Source organism: Aristaeella hokkaidonensis, assembly GCF_018128945.1.
GTDB classification, from domain to species: domain Bacteria; phylum Bacillota; class Clostridia; order Christensenellales; family Aristaeellaceae; genus Aristaeella; species Aristaeella hokkaidonensis.
In genome coordinates, this window is the sequence record NZ_CP068393.1 from 2113747 (window position 1) to 2130350 (window position 16604).

The 16604-nt window shown below is 38.2% G+C and carries 13 protein-coding genes; 1 reads left to right on the plus strand and 12 read right to left on the minus strand.

Going from position 1 to position 16604, the window contains the following annotated elements; all coding sequences use genetic code 11:
• Nucleotides 1-40 precede the first annotated feature (40 nt).
• The 11 genes from JYE49_RS09570 to JYE49_RS09620 form a co-directional block, all read right to left on the minus strand.
• On the minus strand, nucleotides 41-1078 hold the full coding sequence (locus JYE49_RS09570) for an HNH endonuclease family protein (protein ID WP_093958104.1): 1038 nt from the start codon (nucleotides 1076-1078) through the stop codon (nucleotides 41-43).
• 43 nt (nucleotides 1079-1121) lie between these two features.
• On the minus strand, nucleotides 1122-1331 hold the full coding sequence (locus JYE49_RS09575) for a helix-turn-helix domain-containing protein (RefSeq protein ID WP_093958103.1): 210 nt from the start codon (nucleotides 1329-1331) through the stop codon (nucleotides 1122-1124).
• 175 nt (nucleotides 1332-1506) lie between these two features.
• Entirely contained in the window at nucleotides 1507-2223 is a 717-nt protein-coding gene (locus JYE49_RS09580; RefSeq protein WP_093958102.1) for a hypothetical protein, read from the minus strand.
• A 30-nt stretch (nucleotides 2224-2253) separates the two neighbouring features.
• The gene (locus JYE49_RS09585; protein ID WP_093958101.1) at nucleotides 2254-3249 is read right to left on the minus strand and encodes a restriction endonuclease; all 996 of its coding nucleotides are present in this window, start codon (nucleotides 3247-3249) and stop codon (nucleotides 2254-2256) included.
• A gap of 9 nt (nucleotides 3250-3258) precedes the next feature.
• A complete protein-coding gene (locus tag JYE49_RS09590) occupies nucleotides 3259-4452 on the minus strand; it encodes a restriction endonuclease subunit S domain-containing protein (RefSeq protein WP_093958100.1) in 1194 nt (397 codons plus the stop codon).
• Nucleotides 4449-6068 carry an HsdM family class I SAM-dependent methyltransferase gene (locus JYE49_RS09595; protein WP_283399445.1) on the minus strand — a complete coding sequence of 540 codons (1620 nt, stop codon included), beginning with the start codon at nucleotides 6066-6068 and terminating at the stop codon, nucleotides 4449-4451. The genes JYE49_RS09590 and JYE49_RS09595 overlap by 4 nt, the downstream gene beginning before the upstream one ends.
• A 33-nt stretch (nucleotides 6069-6101) precedes the next feature.
• Nucleotides 6102-9281 (minus strand): type I restriction endonuclease, encoded by a 3180-nt coding sequence (locus tag JYE49_RS09600; RefSeq protein WP_093958098.1) that lies wholly within the window; start codon nucleotides 9279-9281, stop codon nucleotides 6102-6104.
• A 174-nt stretch (nucleotides 9282-9455) separates the two neighbouring features.
• Nucleotides 9456-10007: a hypothetical protein gene (locus JYE49_RS09605; RefSeq protein WP_093958097.1), complete on the minus strand. Its 552-nt coding sequence runs from the start codon at nucleotides 10005-10007 to the stop codon at nucleotides 9456-9458.
• Between the two features lie 90 nt (nucleotides 10008-10097).
• Nucleotides 10098-11312, minus strand: coding sequence for a leucine-rich repeat domain-containing protein (locus tag JYE49_RS09610; RefSeq protein ID WP_093958096.1), 1215 nt, complete (start codon nucleotides 11310-11312; stop codon nucleotides 10098-10100).
• 84 nt (nucleotides 11313-11396) lie between these two features.
• Nucleotides 11397-13241 (minus strand): hypothetical protein, encoded by a 1845-nt coding sequence (locus JYE49_RS09615; RefSeq protein WP_093958095.1) that lies wholly within the window; start codon nucleotides 13239-13241, stop codon nucleotides 11397-11399.
• Between the two features lie 304 nt (nucleotides 13242-13545).
• Entirely contained in the window at nucleotides 13546-14118 is a 573-nt protein-coding gene (locus JYE49_RS09620; RefSeq protein WP_093958094.1) for an HD domain-containing protein, read from the minus strand.
• Between the two features lie 300 nt (nucleotides 14119-14418).
• On the opposite strand from JYE49_RS09620, the gene lepB reads away from it, so the two are divergent.
• Complete coding sequence (gene lepB / locus JYE49_RS09625) at nucleotides 14419-15951, plus strand: signal peptidase I (protein ID WP_093958093.1); 1533 nt, start codon at nucleotides 14419-14421, stop codon at nucleotides 15949-15951.
• Between the two features lie 100 nt (nucleotides 15952-16051).
• Here the strand turns inward: lepB and JYE49_RS09630 are convergent, their stop codons facing one another.
• Nucleotides 16052-16576: a hypothetical protein gene (locus JYE49_RS09630; RefSeq protein WP_093958092.1), complete on the minus strand. Its 525-nt coding sequence runs from the start codon at nucleotides 16574-16576 to the stop codon at nucleotides 16052-16054.
• Nucleotides 16577-16604: the final 28 nt, after the last annotated feature.

Consider the following 16604-nt stretch of genomic DNA (forward strand, 5'->3'; position numbering starts at 1 on the left):
ATGAATGCATAAACGCTGATTAATCTCTTTATGCATATATTTAAAAAGTCGCCAGAGCCTTCTCTGGAGTTGCCCATCGATGAACAAGATAATCTATTGCTCTCTGATCCACCATTCTTAGAAAAGCTGCCCGTTCAGTTTCAGTATTCCCTGTTTGTTGTATAATCGTTTCTCGAAGTGGATGGTGACTGCTTATCAAGAACTCATTTCGTCTATGAAGCCGCTCCAGATATCGCGTGGCAGGTACTAATGCGAATTTTCCCATTAATCCCCTGTTACAATCTGGACAAGCCAGCACCAAATTCCATACACCGTCAAGATTAATATCCGGCATAAATTGCTGCAATGTATGCGGGAAGAAATGATCCACATCACAAGTATTATCACTGTCATCTGAAACCGTTATATCATCAAAGCAATAGAAGCATTTCCCTTTCTGATATCCATTCAGAGCAGACCTGGCAGATGTCACATCTTTCCGTCTGAAACTTGGATCAACAAAAAACAATTGGGATTGTTCATCATACTTCACATTCAACAGATTCCTAGATACACCCAGTTCCCAGGCCGTTTCCACCAGATTCCAACGAGACTCCGCTTCTTCTGTGAAATTCTCCGGATAAGGCGTTTCAAGCAGTTTATATACTTCGTCCGTCAGAATAATACGTTTGTATCCAGATTGATAATCCTTCTCATAAAAAGAAATAGGGATCTCCTTCTGCCCAACTACATGAAAGGCATCTATCACATTGTTGAATCCAAGAGAAACCGTTGTATCAATCATCGTATCATAAGAAATGCTGCCATCATTAAAATCTTTACATGCCTGAATAAAACGACTTGATTGACTAGTTGCTTGTTTTGGTGCTCTTGCCACATGTTCCCGCAAATGACGAGAATACGGCTCCGCCAATTCCCGTAACGAAATACTCGTCTTCCCTGTCTGTGCAATCTCAAGCAATGATTTTGCAAGGGCAAATTTATATGACGCGACATTCCTCCCGAAGAGGATAATGGATCTCCAATATGATTCCAGAGAAGGAAATTGCTCTTTGAATACTTCTACACCATCAGCCATTATATACCTCCCTGCTTTATATGCAGAAAGTCAATTTGGATACTCACTTTTCAATAAATAAAACATGCGTCTCCACTTCCAACGCATCTGCTATTTTCTGAACATTGGATAAAGATATGCTTCGTTGAAAACGTTCAAGATCACTTATATAAGTCCTGTGGAGGCCACTCATCTCTGCCAGTTTCTCCTGAGATAAGCCCTTTTGTTCTCTGTAATATCTGACATTACTACCAAAAACACGAATGATATCCATCTTGTCACCTCTTATACAAAAGTGTAGATTTGTGCATACAAAGAGTCTACAGACAATAAGTGACATATTGTGGCAATAAAAAAGGATCGATCCACTTGGAATCGATCCTTATAACTTTCTACGAAGCTTAAGTTCTCATGTTTTTGATATGCAAGATGTCGTTATTTAGGTATTTCTATTTGAGTTTTTTTGTCAATGCTTTCTCCAATGTCCATCCTCTAGATATTCTTGATAAAAAAGTACTGTATTTAATACCATAGCTTTGACTCATATCCTTATACGTTGCGAAGCTATTTCCCATATGGTCATTCACTCGGTTTCTTCCTTTTTTCGTCAATGCTTCTTTTATTGTTAATCCCGCTTTTAGTTTGGCGCGAAATCCAGTCCGAGATATATTGTAAGCTCGACACATTTCTTTAACCGTATTATATCTATTTCCTTCATGGTCTATGATGTTCTTTTTTCCTGTCAGTGCTTCCTCAAGTGTCCATCCATGAAAGAGCCTTGCCCTAAAAGCATTGTATTTAACTCCATATTTTTCGCACATCTCTGGTCGTGAAGAGAAATGGTTCCCTAAATGATCCAGTACTCCAGGCTTCTTCTTTCCTGTCAACGCCTCTTCTAGAGTCCATCCCTTTCTGAGTCTACTTTGGAATAGATCTTTCGAGATATTATAGGCATCACACATGGACCTCGGAGAATTGTATTCCTTTCCTTCATGATCATAACATACATGTTTTTTTTCTCCAGTCAGAGCTTCCTCTTGCGTCCATCCACGTTTTATTCTATGGCAATATACATGGGGCTGAATACCATAATGCTGACACATATCTTTCAACCGAGCATATTTATTGCCCAGATAATCTTCAACTTCGTGTATAGGATTATTCATATGAGTTCCTCGCATCGAATCCATACAAATTCAATCATTATTACTTGAAACCGGAATATATACCTTCTTCAACGGAATGATCTTCTGATACTTTTCACTGAGCTGATCGTAATACTTCAAAATAAGATCTACCAATTCGACGCCATTGATTCCACGAATTATCGGATTCGCTTTTAAAAACACCTGGGCATTTTTTGTATAATTCGACAGCGTAACAAACAAGCCATAATCTCCGGGCATCATTGCGCCTTTCAGAGATTGAATCGTGGTTTCCTTTATATCACTATCTTGGCTTTTTACCTGTACAGCAATACGAGGTGGCAATTCATCTTTATATGCAATAATATCAATTCCGCTATCTCCACCATGCTGAGATACACTTGTCCTATATCCCATTGCATTCAATAAATCTGCTATGAAATCTTCCAAATCATACCCTTTTAATTTGCTGCTCAACTCTTTAAGAATAAAATCCCTTGTGCTCTGAATAATCTCCTCTGCCGTTGCACCTACAGTTGGATCTATTTTTTCAGATTTGTTCTTTTTCACAAAATCATTATCTAATGCTGCAATAAATTCATCTGCATAATTCTTCACAGTAAAGAAAGCTAATGCGGAACCTACCTCATATAAAGCACCTTGTGAAAACGCAGTACGAGGCAACTTTTTGATCCACTTAATATTATGCTTTTGAGGATACACGTCTTCTGCCGAATCGTAAAAATATGAGCCTTGAACAATCCCGATATTGATCATCCGGTCAATCTTAGAAGGATAGACTACATAGTCTCCATCCTTCACTTCAAAACAAAATCGATAAAGCATTCCAGCGCAAGTCGGAATGCTACCCTTAGGATCATTAGGATAAGTCAAAGCATATTCCTTCTTGATCGCCTCACGATCCGCAGGAAAGCGCGAAATATCTCCGAATTCCTTCCAACCTATCGCAATAACGCCTTCGTTCAAAAACAAATTGTCATCGTAAGTATGAATTCCCCAAAGCCATTTCTCATCTATATTACTCATAGCAGCACCTCATTCAGCAACAGAAACTTTAACCTGACCATTTATCAGCATCGGTAGCAGGAAATCACGGAGAGAAACGAGTTGCTGATTTTCCTCGATATTCAACCTCCACGCCTCCATAAGCCATCGTGTTTTGCACTCATATTCTAAGCAAAGAGACTTTGGTGGAACCAACACTTTCACTTCTCTTAGAAACATGTAATGTCGTGCAAAACCAACATTTGGAAGACGACAATTTTTAATCAAATGATATAGCAACAGTGCTGGTATTCGTTCGTTTTTTGCTCTGATTATTTTGGTTCCGTCTGTTCCTTTTGCAAAAGGAAAGTTGATGAATTTAAAATGAGTTGTTACGTCACCAAAAACCACACAACCTGTTTCATTTGAAAATAGATACTGTTTATCATCCGTATACCCAGTAATAAGGTTGCTCGCTTGGTCAATAATAGGGTATTCACCTTTTTCCTGATAATCAGGTGCCATTATTGCCTTAAGTTTCGGGGCAACATCAACCAAATCATCAAACTTGTCGACTTCCCACCCTTCCGGAATCTCCCGCTTCAGTTCATTGTTCCACACCATCTTCCCGCCGGAGGATTTATAGGGTTTACCGTTCTCATCTGGAAAATCAAACTGGACAAACCAGTAGTCATAAAGCAGCTTCGTCATTGCTTCAAGATCAGCACAAATACCATTATTTTGATAAATCTTATCATTAAGGTTCCGCAAAAAACTCGCTATTTTTTTCTGTTCATTTAGATTTAACATTGGAATTAACATTTCTTCCGCTGACGTTACATTGAAATGTTTTTGAATAGCGCCCACTTTTACATTTGACACCTGTGAGCGACCCCAAGAATTAATAAACGCACATAAGTAATAAGGATCTATTTTCTCCATATGAGGCCTAACGATTACCAAATCAGCACAATTACTGCCATCCAATTCTGGAGGAATCACAGCACAAGTACCAGGAACACCTGTTCTAACAATTACAACATCATTTGTTTTGAGCGCTGATTTATTCAACTTCATATGAAAATCAGACGGAATGTATTTTATATCATTCAAATCAAATCCAAAAGGTTTGATATTTAAAGAGCGAAGAAATAAAACTCCTTGAGATGAATACTCTTTCCCCATCGTTCCGACATAGCCTACCGTCAAGTCAGCTACATCAGAAAGCTTTCGCAACTCAATCAAAACTTCAGCCCTCCCATCTGTTCCAGGATCCTCTTTTCCAGCTCCGCGCCTTCGCGGAACCTCTCAGACAGCGAGGTCATATACCCATCCATCTGCTTTATGAACTCTTCTTCCGTTATATCCACATACTCAATCTTCACTTCAAAGTACTGACCAGCAGAGAAGGAACATCCCTTCTCTTTTAACGCATCATAAGATACCAACACAGAGAAGTCATCTTTCATTTCCCGATTGATAAACGTCTCAATGATCTGATCAATCTCTTCCTGCCGCAATACCGTTTTCTGATTCTTTCCTTCTTTCACTATCTCGCCCAATTTAGATGCATCCATCAGAACAACATCATCATACTTGTTTGCTTTATCAACAAAAACTACTGACACATTCGTTCCAGTGTTAGCAAAAATATTGCTAGGCATGGAAACCACACCCATCAGCATTTTCTTCTCCACCAAATACTCCCTGATTTTTTTCTCGATACCATTCTTCGCGGTCAAGAATCCTGTCGGTACCACAATTGCACCTTTTCCCGTGCTTTTAATGGAATTGATAAAATGTTGTACAAAGCAGGTATATATAGCCATGCTTTCTTTCTTCTTACCTGGAACAGAAGGCACTCCTGCCCAAAACCGAGTCCCCATAGCTGCCAAGCTCTCCCGTGTTTCAGAAAAATCAAGCTTAAACGGCGGATTGCAAACAACGTAATCGAATTGACGTAAGTTTGTTCCATCATCACTCATATGATATGGATTCGTCAATGTATCCCCTTGAATCGCATGGTCCAATGACGACACCAATCCATTTAGGATCAGATTCAACTTAAGCATCTTATTGCTCTTTTGTGAACGATCTTGTGCAAAAATCGTACACTTATCTTCACCCACCTGATGACCAATTGCCATCAATAACGTACCAGTACCAGCTGCCGGGTCGTAGCACTCGATATTATGCAAATCAGTATCCTTACCCACCAGTAGTTTAGCCATGATGACAGCAATAAAATGAGGTGTGTAATACTCTGCATATACACCACCACCATTGGTATTGTAATCCTTAATCAAATATTCAAAAACTGTTGCAAAGAAATCATAGCTTTCACCAAATGCATCCTCAAAAGAGAATTTTGCCAACTTATCTACCAACGCTCTGGCAAATTGTGCTCGTTGAGAATCATCAGTTACATAATTTGTTAATTTTTCAAACAACGGGATTTTTGTGTTGTTGGCTGTCTGTGTTGAAAAAATACTAATGTTTTTATCAGCTATGTCCACCATGGTGCTATCAAAAATCACATCAAAATCGCCTTTTTGCTGTTGATTCCAGAGGAAAGAAATCAAATGTTCTGGATTCAAGCGAAGCACATCCGGAGACAATGAATCCAGTAGATCCATTCTTTCATCCTCAGGCATTGCTGTATATGCCTCATCCCACTTCTTCGCAGATGCAATCACTGGGCTTATCTTTTTTAACTCATAGCCAAATTTATCATTCAAAAATTTATACAAAAACACCTGAACAATAACTTTATATTCATTGCCATCATTACCAAGACCATAATTATGACAAATCGCTTTCAGATTATCGATCAGATCCATCGTTTGCTGTTTAATATCCATTATGATTTCTCCTTATACTTTGTTCTTCAATTATCATGAAACCAAATACGTTTCATTATATTGATTTAAATACTGTTTCGTTATCCTACCTTGAATGAATGTCCGATCTTCCCTGGAGGATGCCATTCCCATTTGATCCATTTGACTTTTAATTTCTGTCATAACAGTCTGTTCGAAATACGCATCCTTTTTCAGGATATCATTTCGATCATATACTTTTTGATCCACGCTGTTTTTAATCTTCATCAAAGCCTGAACAATGGACTCATCATAGAGAGAAACAATCGGTTTTGTTCTCTCCACTTGTCTTCTCGCATTCTCCTCTCTGATCCGCTTATGAACCCGAACAAACTTCGCATCATGATTATAACGTCGCATAAGTGCATTATTCTTTGTCTGAATATCTTCTAGTTTTCTTAACACTTCATCAAAGAATCTGGAATAATCATTATATTCATCTATATTTGCCGGCTGAAAACCATGCTCTTTGAACCGTTCCAAATATGCTTCCTTAAGTGTTATAAATACAGGATCCTCAGGATCCACATTTTCAGCGAACTTCCTGGTGACTGCCTGGAACTTGTTCTGTAGTTCCTCCCCTCCAGCAACAATTCTCAACTCTTCCTCACCGATTTTGCTAAAATTAAACTCAATATCCTGCATTGCTTCATTAAGCATGCCAGCAATCTCGTCGCCACGCTCAATCGCTTCTCGCTGATTAACACTCTTAATGCGCAACTGCACATTTGAAATATAGTCCTTGATATTTTCAATTTGATAACCCGAGAATGAATCTATAAGTTCCTTATCACCAAAGGTTCTTATCATATTAAAGCAATCTCGGACTTCAACCAATGCTTTACGCAGATCCAGCAATTTCTGTTTATCCTCAATCGTTGAGATCTCCGTATTAAAAACCTCAGCATTATCCAGAGAATAATCAAACAATATCTGTCGTGCTTCCTGGATTCTGTTTTTCAATGCATTTCGATCTTCCAAAACCTGAGTGACAATACTTATTTCATTGCCATGGCCAACCTCATTTGGATCATTATATTTATTCAATTCGGCTAAATATGCAGCGTTTGTCTCCTCGAAATTCTGCTTTATATCTGCAAAATCTATAATATAACCATACCGCATATCTTTACCATATGGCCGATTTACCCGAGTAATAGCCTGCAGCAAATTATGATCCTTAAGCTTACGACCAAAGTACAACCGCTTTAGTCTTGGTGCATCAAACCCTGTCAAAAGCATGTTGAAAACAATCAGAATATCGATAGTATTATTGATCTTAAAATCATCGATTATTTGTCCACGGATTTCCTTATCGTCACTATCATAAAGAATCAAACCTGCTTTAAGATGACTAGGATTAGAAGCATCCTGATTCAATTCCATCTGAATTCCATCAAAATGCGCGAATAGTTTTCTTGCCTGTTCGCTTGTCTCACAGATAATCATTCCACCCAACGAATTATCACCACGTATTGTACGGAACTTATTCAGATCCGTAATAACATAACGCAATAGTTCATCTATATAATTATCATGCTCGATAATTTGAGCTTTCTTGATTTCTTTTTTCTGAACCAAAGTTTCCAGCGAATGATAAATCTGCTCCAATTTTTCACGATATGACGTTTCTATATCTTCCCTTATTATTTTCAACGTATACCCATCTTGAACTGATTTATCATAATAATACGTATGTATATAAGTACCAAAGACACGCCAAGATTCTCGTTCTTCTTTCAGCAAAGGAGTACCAGTTAATGCCAACTTAACAGCATTTCTATCCGCATTTACTAGATTCATTAAAAACGAGCCTTCCGGCCGATATCCACGATGAGCTTCGTCGATAATCAAAATGCGCTGAAGATTTGTGGCATAGGGCGGTAATGTGATCTTTTCATTATCCTCCTTAAAACGTTGTATATTGACAACAGTTATCTCATTTGCTCCAGTATTTCCTTCCAGTGATTGATTCTCACGGAACTGGTTCATTAATTCATCTCTGGAATTGGCTGTTTTTACAATAAGACCTCTTGCCTCAAACTCTTCTCTTGCTTGTTTTAACAAATCCAAGCGGTCAACAATGAAATAGAACTTTGCCACCTTTTTTGTTGAGGCATAATAATCCGTTAGTACATAGTTTAAATGATATGACAACGCAGTTTTCCCGCTACCCTGCGTATGCCATATTACGCCAGACGTTACACCTTGAGATATTTTTTCTCGGACTTTAAGTGCAGCAAACATCTGTTGATAACGCATAATATGTTTTTGATCAATGCGTTCAATCGTTCCATCCTCTTTTTCTCTGGTTTTATGATAATACGCAAATGCATATTTCAAAATAAAAAGAAGACGTTTAGGGCTACACATTGATGTAAGGGCTCTATTTGTCGGAGTATTTATATTCAAATTAGTCTGATACTCCGATGCAGTGTGTATGACTTGACAGTTAAATTCCTCCAGTATTTTTTTCTCCACTATCGGATCAATCGGAAGATACGGATAGTCATTATGATATGGTGCAACTGGGTGATTCAGTGGATTTTCCTCCCTGAAGCAATTAAAAGGAGCATATTTCTTTGATGCTGTACAATAGAAAACACCCTGCAATGGAACGATTCCACCCATAGCATCATATTCCATATTATTAGAGAAGATCATTAATTGAGTAATATTAATAAATCGCCTGAATTTTTTATTGGGGAAACGTTGACGATTCATTCTCTCTGCTTCCGCAACCATTCCACCAATATTATTCGGCTTCTTCACTTCAATAAAAACCAATGGCAAGCCATTAATAAATAAGGTTATATCCGGGCGGAACTCATCCTCATCTCTTCGGCATGTGAATTCGCCTGTGAAACAAAAGCTATTCTTTTCTAAATGTTCAAAATCAATCAGCTTTACAGGGGAAACTGAATGTAAACGCTTATAAAAACTTTCACCTATATCGTCATTATCCAATTCCTGACGTATTTGACGTAATACGCTCAACCCTTCACCCGAATGTTCAGGATTAAGTTCATCAAACTTGTTGCAAAATTCATTTATAAGAATATTGGTATCTGGATCATATACCACTCCCGCCATATCCTCATATATTTTACCGAAGTAACGATACCCCAATCTAGTCAGATGCACCATTGCTGGCATCTGCACTCTTGTTGCTTCGTTATACTGACTATGCGGCATCTCTCTAGCCTCCATTTTCTCACAATATATGGATATAGCACGAGTTTAATGTATATATAATATCAGCTAACTATTACAGTGTCATCTTCTTTTCATACATATCACTATAATAATATACGGATCTATCAATCTTTATACCGTTATCAAACCCAATATCATATACAATATGTAAAATCATCGTTTACTCCACAGAAGATAATCAATCTTTTTTACTGATGATAACCATGTATAATTCGGAAACCAACGATCAAACTCAGCTATATTCTCATACGCTTCATCTGTCTGCAAATAATTATCAAACCAATTCTCGATCCGGTAATAAATGACAACAGCATTTTTGATCCGTTCCTGTGAAGTTTTCCCTTTCAATTCTAGGCCAAGATTATGAAGGACATATTGATCCCAGATTGGTTTGTCTGGATCTATAGTTGCTATCATCTTGGAAGTAAAAGAAGCCTCCACGTTCCCGGTTTCAGCATATAATTTATTAATCACTTCCTCGAAAGAAAAATGATTCTTCTTTGCACATTCAAACAATCCATAAAAGCATTCACGCCATTCTGTATTTCTCCTAATTCTATAGAAAGCATTAAATGTCTTTTGAAACCCATAATCTTTTGATAAATCGATGGTCTTTACCGTATACATTATCAACTTATATTTGTCCAGAGCAAGACTACGAGCAAATTGTTCCTCTAGCAGCTTCCTTGCATCTATCCGGTCCATTCTACATTACCACCTTCTGGCAACACAATTAAATATACTTCTCCGCACCCGGATTAATCTCTATCATTTTTTTACAAAACTCTGCCGTTTTCAACATTTCCGGATCACATCTTCCCACGTCATATTCTCATCAACATACTCAACAGCTATCGCTTTCTCTTTTGCGTACTCATCTGCTTCAGATCCATGATAGGTGATAAACTTGATATTCTTCATTTGCGAGAAATCTTTCAAACAAGAGGAAGGTACCCCGTGCGGAATCACCACTGTGGACAGGTGTGTACATGAATCAAACGCTCCTTTTATTTCCCTTATTGAATCAGATAACACAACTAATTCCAACTTGTTTTTTCGGTAAAAAGCCTGAAAGCTTATCGAATAGGTTCCCTCTCTAATAACAACCTTCTTCGAATCCCCGATAAAACTCATAAGTGCTCTGCCGACATAAACACACCCGCGCGCCGGACAATCAGCAAATTGTTCTGGACGAAAAGCGTTTGATCCAACTCTAAGCACTGAATCGGGAACTGTAACATTCCTAAGGCCATAGCAGCCCCCAAAAGCCCACGATCCAATTTCTTCAAGTCCTTCGGGCAAGACAATACGTTTTAATCCAGTGTCACCATGAAATATATGACCAGCTATCCGTTTAACATTCTTTCCGAAATCAATCTCCTTGATTGTTGTAAAATAACCTAACGATCCTGCCGCTACTTCTCTGACACTATCAGGTATCTTGAGATGATCTGTATCCCCGCCACAATACCGGATAAAAGTATCACCAACAATCACAAAATCATCTGGATGATTCTTGATCCATTTTGAATCAGAGAATGTAAATCCACCAACCTTCTTTATACTTTCCTTTGGTAACACAACATTTTCCAGTTCTCCACATTGCGAAAACGCGTACCAGTCAATCGTCTGTACACCCTCCTCAATATGCAGTGATTTCAGAGAAGATAACTCTTTAAACGCACTTTCTCCTATTACCTGAACATTGCCCGGAATTGTAAGTGTTTCCATCAAATGACAACCGCAAAAAGACCCCCCTTCAATAAATTGAATGCCTTTCCCAAACTGTATAGTTTTAAGTGATTGACAATATCTAAATGAATACTTTTCTATGCCTAATACATCATCTGCAATCTCAACACTTTTGAGATTATCAAACAGACAAAATGAACTGGCGGGAATCGATAACGGCCCCTTAATAAGGATATGTTCAGCCTCTTCAGAATCGATTAGCTTGCCGTTTAATACAGCATGTTCCCAATCAGGAAGTTGAATACTAGCTCTTTCCATTTTCTCCACTCCCCCAGCACGTCATCCAGTGCTTCTTCCAGATACCCCGCATATGCTTCACTAGGAAGCGTACTCGTATACATTTCAAGATACTTTCTCTGCATATTCATTAAATGCATTCCAAACACTTACTGCGTACTTTTTTTCTGCATAATCAGTAATTTCAGTAAAGTGTAATTTCCCTAAATCTATTCCATATCCATGATCGATAATTACTTCATTAAAAGAACCGGATACAGCATCACTCTTACATTCAAGGAAATCATTTCTGAACGCAGTAAAATGTATTTTTGCAGCTGTATCGTTTTGACCTATAATGATATTATTCCAGAAAAAAAGGGATAATTGCGGGCAAATACTTATCGGTCCAATACGATTGTAACAGATTGCATCATAATTATAATATGTCCTCTTACCATAAAAACCACTAACTGTTTTAGGATCTTCTCTATATTGACAAACAGACATTGTAGAAGATGAATTGAAGATCAAAAGATAATCATATCCCTCATAAGATGTGGCATATATTTTTTGTGATGTTCCTGTATATGTTTTCTTTCCAGAAATAAAAGCTATAGCATTGAATAAAACAACAATCAACACAGCTATAAGCAAAAATCTCCTTAATGAATTATCTTTGGAAGCTGCCTTTGTTGATCCAACCGATGTATTAGCCTTATTATCTTGATGGATAGACTTCTCATCATTCCTAACAAAATACTCTAGAGGCTCATCACTCAATCCAGTCGTATTTGATTTGGCTATAGTTTTCTTAATTGGTTTATTCGGAAGTACATAATCAATATTATTATATGCAGAAACAGCTCGCTTTCTTTTGGCAATAGTTGATTCCAACTCTTTTAGGTAATCATCAATACTATAAGTTTTGCCATGAGCCTTTTGATCCAAATGCAACATAAGCATTCTCATACTATCTGTGTAATCGGTAAATAAAACCAAAGCATTTCGGATATCCCGCAGCTTATATACTGATTCGAATCCCAACGGTTCATTGCTTTTCGATTGTTGATTATCACTATTTATGTACATCTTTATTGCAATCAATTGTGACCTTGCTTCTTTTGCTAGAGCTGCCCATTTATCTCCATAGTTCCCAAAATCAACAAAAGGATTTTCAACCTCAGCATATTTTTCATAATCTGTCTCTATCTCATGCATCCGCTTAATCAAATTATCAAACTTATTCTTAATTCCTTCCACACTTTGAACTGAGCCATAAGATTCCTTATTAAGAGTTTTTTCAGCGTTTTGTACCAGTGGCTGTATAGGCTCGCAATGCACTGAGAGATTAGGCTTTTTACCTTCATGTTTCTGAACCGTTGTTGTTTTGATAGTTATAGATGCTTGCACACATTTCCCATCATAATTTGTTTTCAACACATATGTTTTTCCACTTTTGAATTCAATAGAAAAAGATGTCAAGCATCCTTTAATGGATTGTATATCATCGACATTAATCTCATAATATCTATCTGTTGGTTTTTTGCCTTCATACTCGTATCTTTCCCGAATAAAAAACCTATTTCCATTTATCAAATCATAAGCATCGAACAGAGGTTCAATTAATCCCTTATTGCTAGAAACCATCACCCTGAACGGCGGATTAATTTCACAAAACGACTTGATTAATTCATAGATATGATTTTTGATATCAGACTCACGATAATCGAAAGAATAATCTTTTTGAAATTGAACTCTATCCTGTCTCCACGCTTTCTCCAGATCGTATATGATTTGTTCATCATTTTTATTTTTTTCTTTATTTTGACGTGTCCCAACAATATATGAACTGATTTTGTCATCTGTTGTCCAATGCTGCTTTTCCATAAACTGTTTAACATAATGATTATATTCATCCGTCGGAATATATACGATAGTCTTTGCATGCTTTAAAGCAAACCAGCTCATTTTCAGCACTCCTTTTTGCTTATATTACAGCCTAGTTTTTCAATCATTTTCCCCTAGAATCCAGTCCCATTCCTAAACCTATAACAACAAGTCCCATACATATATTCCCAGTTGTATTTCTATGATATCCGCTTATTAAACAATCTTTTTCGTGACATTTATTTATAGAATTATATCATCCACCATACTTTCTCCACAACACAAAAACAACCTAAAGCCATTTTCGAAAAAAGGCCTCGGTATTACCAGAGCCTGCCCTCATCATTCATATTTCCTTCCATCCGAATGCAGGATCGGTTCAAATTTATGTTTTACCGAACAGCGCCGTGTATAACTCTACGTATTCCCTGTATTCCGGTGTCTCGCGCAGAGTTTCATCCTCACCAAAGGCATTGGCCAGCTCGCCATAATACATGCCCTGCATTACCGGATTTTTTTCATTGAACTTCTGCCACAGTTTCTCACCGATAACCTTATAATCCCGGGTCATCGCTCGGATATTGGAAAGCTTGTCACCCAGAGCAAGCATCCTGATTTCCGTATCCGCCTTCCGGAGATGTTCTATGGTTTCTGTTTTCCGAATCAGCCAGGTTTCACCTTCAGGCCGGTCTTTCCGTTTGTCCTCACTTTCCGCTGCCACAAGGTCCGCTACACGCTGGCCGAAAGCTTCGACCAGTTCTTCTTTTGTTGTCTTTGTATCTTCCAGGGTATCGTGCAGAACAGCCGCCGCACGGAGTTCCTCGTCTTCCGTCATACGGGAGACGATCTCCATGGCTTCCATGACATGAGTGAAATAGGGAATTGAAGTCCCCTTCCTCACCTGTCCGGCATGCTTCACCATTGCGAATTCAATTGCGCGATCAAGTAGTGTTGCCATCTGAACGATCCCTCCTTCTTTCCTTTCCGCAGTCCCCGGCCACGGCCATATCATATAACAGAACGGGGATAATTTGGTCGCCGACCAGGCGACATCCAACACAGCACATGAAATTCCGATAGATTGGGAACCATTCTGTTGTTTTCATTCATTTCCGTACTCTCCTTTCTGCCATGAAGAGCACGGAAAAGCCATCCTATCGTTCAAGCTTTGGCACCTTATTTTTCCCTATATGCTTTAATAAATAGTATCGTATGTTATAATCATTCCAGTTAGGACACTCTGAAAGGAAATGGCAATATGAAAAGGAAAAGCTTCTTTTTATCTGTTTCCCTTATACTTATCCTATGCATTACAGCAGCATATGCAGAAGAATGGATCTGCTCAAACTGTGGCAAACCAAACACAGCCAATTTCTGTACAAACTGTGGTCAGGAGCATGATGTATGGATATGTCCTGGCTGTGGTGAAAAAAATGATGATTCTTTCTGCGGTAATTGTGGCACTCCAAAACCTATAGATCTTTCTTTCCTCTATGGCACATGGAAATACGATTATGAAGATTATGACTCTTACGTCGTTTTTCACGAAGATAATACCATGCTGGTTTCCAACACTCATGGCGGTGTAGGTCAGGGAACATATACTGCTACCGCTAATCAAATTACCATGTCTGTTGATACTGATGACGAAACAACGACCCAATATAAATATATCGACGATAAAATATATCTCGATAATAAACCTGTTCCACTTATCCGATCTAAAGAGGCCGCAAGGTTTTGTGTTTGCCTGGATACCGAAACCATGGATGACACTTTCCCTGTCGATACTGAATTATTCTTTGAGTGTAAAGATTTTTCTGAACTCCAACGATTCGACATCGTTGCTGTTTACTATCCTGTACATCGCAAAAACATCCATGTGGATAGAATTGTCGGATTCCCTGGAGATACCATTGTCCTGCAGGATGGATACCTTTTTGTTAATGATGAGAAATATGATGAGCCATACATCAACAATGAATACCGAACGGGCGAATCGAATCAGTTCGGTCCCTATACCGTTCCTGAAGGCCAATTCTTCGTCCTGGACGACCATCGCAACAAAGCCTATGACAGCAGAAACATCGGCGCACTCGACGCCGGCATGTTTGTTGGCGCTATGATTCCAAATCCTGATCTGGACATCTTTACCGGCCAGATCACTGGTTTTCATTGGGATAGGACGATTGATGTCGAAAAATCCACAGATACACCCGGTTCTGGTTGGGTACTTCCTGATGGTGCGACGCTGACGGATCAAAGAGAAGAAATATATTCCTATGATAGTGTTTTTGATCACTATGAAGAGGCAGAAGTTCAACGTTCCACTCAGGTGTTTGATCACAATGAAATATATTATACTTATGAAGATAACAGCAATGGTACCTTCACAGAAGTACCGCATGAACGTCCCGTCTACACTACAGAGTATTATACCGAAACAGTACAGCAACCAGTATATGTCGAAGTACCACATTATGAAACAAAGTATTACTACACCACTAAGAGCTGGCAGTACGCACGCCAGATAACATCATCCGGAGATGACCAGAATCCTTACTGGCCCACAGATCCGATTTCATCAGATGAAAGGCAGGGAAAGCAATCGCAAATCAATACCCTGACCGTTTCAGATGGCGATATTACTCGAACCTACAGAGTTGATGAATCATATTGGACTTCTGTTAATCTCGGTGATACCGTTTATATTACATTCCAAAGGAACATCGCTGAGACTTATATCTCAGACAGTATAGGTAATTACTTGGCCCCGGCTTCATTACAATAATAAAAAACATTTAAACAGGAAACACAAAACCGTCCCCTGTCACTTCATTTTATTATGAGCAAAATTCCCTTTTGTTAAAGCACTTTATACGACTATCGTTTTACCAATTGCACCCAGCTTTCACAAAATCATCCCAGCTACATCCATGTATTTTGTAACAGCAAAATTCTCGTAGACATCGACAAAAGTATAGCAAAAACGTTCTGTTTGATTTTGTATTCCCTTCAACATCTTCATAGAGATACCTTACATCTTGAAAATTATTATCTATGATCATAATAGCTTCATCAAAATATGATTTTGAACCAAATTCTTCAAAAATGTGCAAAAAGCTCTGTGCGGATACGGGATCAACCTGTTCGTATCTATCCCATAAGCTTTGGATATGATGTTTCATCTTTCGGACATCATCAATTGATTCACCCTGCAAAAGAAGTAGAGATTTTAGATATACCTCGCAACTGAAACATGATAGGACAATATCAGGTATTCCTAAAAATTGAGTCATATTAAAACCAGAACCCTTAATCTCTGTATGACAAAAGTATGTGCAATCCATGAATGCACAAGCATGTTTGAACATTCTCTTAGCCATAACTATTATTTCTTGTTTTTGTTTAGACATTTTCCCCTCCACTTATTCTTAGATTGCA

Bases quoted from the DNA above. Each gene is read 5' to 3' on its own strand.
- JYE49_RS09600 (WP_093958098.1), bottom strand. From the start codon at position 9,281: ATGCCGCATAGTCAGTATAACGAAGCAACAAGAGTGCAGATGCCAGCA.
- JYE49_RS09580 (WP_093958102.1), bottom strand. From the start codon at position 2,223: ATGAATAATCCTATACACGAAGTTGAAGATTATCTGGGCAATAAATAT.
- JYE49_RS09570 (WP_093958104.1), bottom strand. From the start codon at position 1,078: ATGGCTGATGGTGTAGAAGTATTCAAAGAGCAATTTCCTTCTCTGGAA.
- JYE49_RS09585 (WP_093958101.1), bottom strand. From the start codon at position 3,249: ATGAGTAATATAGATGAGAAATGGCTTTGGGGAATTCATACTTACGAT.
- lepB (WP_093958093.1), top strand. From the start codon at position 14,419: ATGAAAAGGAAAAGCTTCTTTTTATCTGTTTCCCTTATACTTATCCTA.
- JYE49_RS09620 (WP_093958094.1), bottom strand. From the start codon at position 14,118: ATGGCAACACTACTTGATCGCGCAATTGAATTCGCAATGGTGAAGCAT.
- JYE49_RS09615 (WP_093958095.1), bottom strand. From the start codon at position 13,241: ATGAGCTGGTTTGCTTTAAAGCATGCAAAGACTATCGTATATATTCCG.
- JYE49_RS09610 (WP_093958096.1), bottom strand. From the start codon at position 11,312: ATGGAAAGAGCTAGTATTCAACTTCCTGATTGGGAACATGCTGTATTA.
- JYE49_RS09595 (WP_283399445.1), bottom strand. From the start codon at position 6,068: ATGGATATTAAACAGCAAACGATGGATCTGATCGATAATCTGAAAGCG.
- JYE49_RS09605 (WP_093958097.1), bottom strand. From the start codon at position 10,007: ATGGACCGGATAGATGCAAGGAAGCTGCTAGAGGAACAATTTGCTCGT.
- JYE49_RS09630 (WP_093958092.1), bottom strand. From the start codon at position 16,576: ATGTCTAAACAAAAACAAGAAATAATAGTTATGGCTAAGAGAATGTTC.
- JYE49_RS09575 (WP_093958103.1), bottom strand. From the start codon at position 1,331: ATGGATATCATTCGTGTTTTTGGTAGTAATGTCAGATATTACAGAGAA.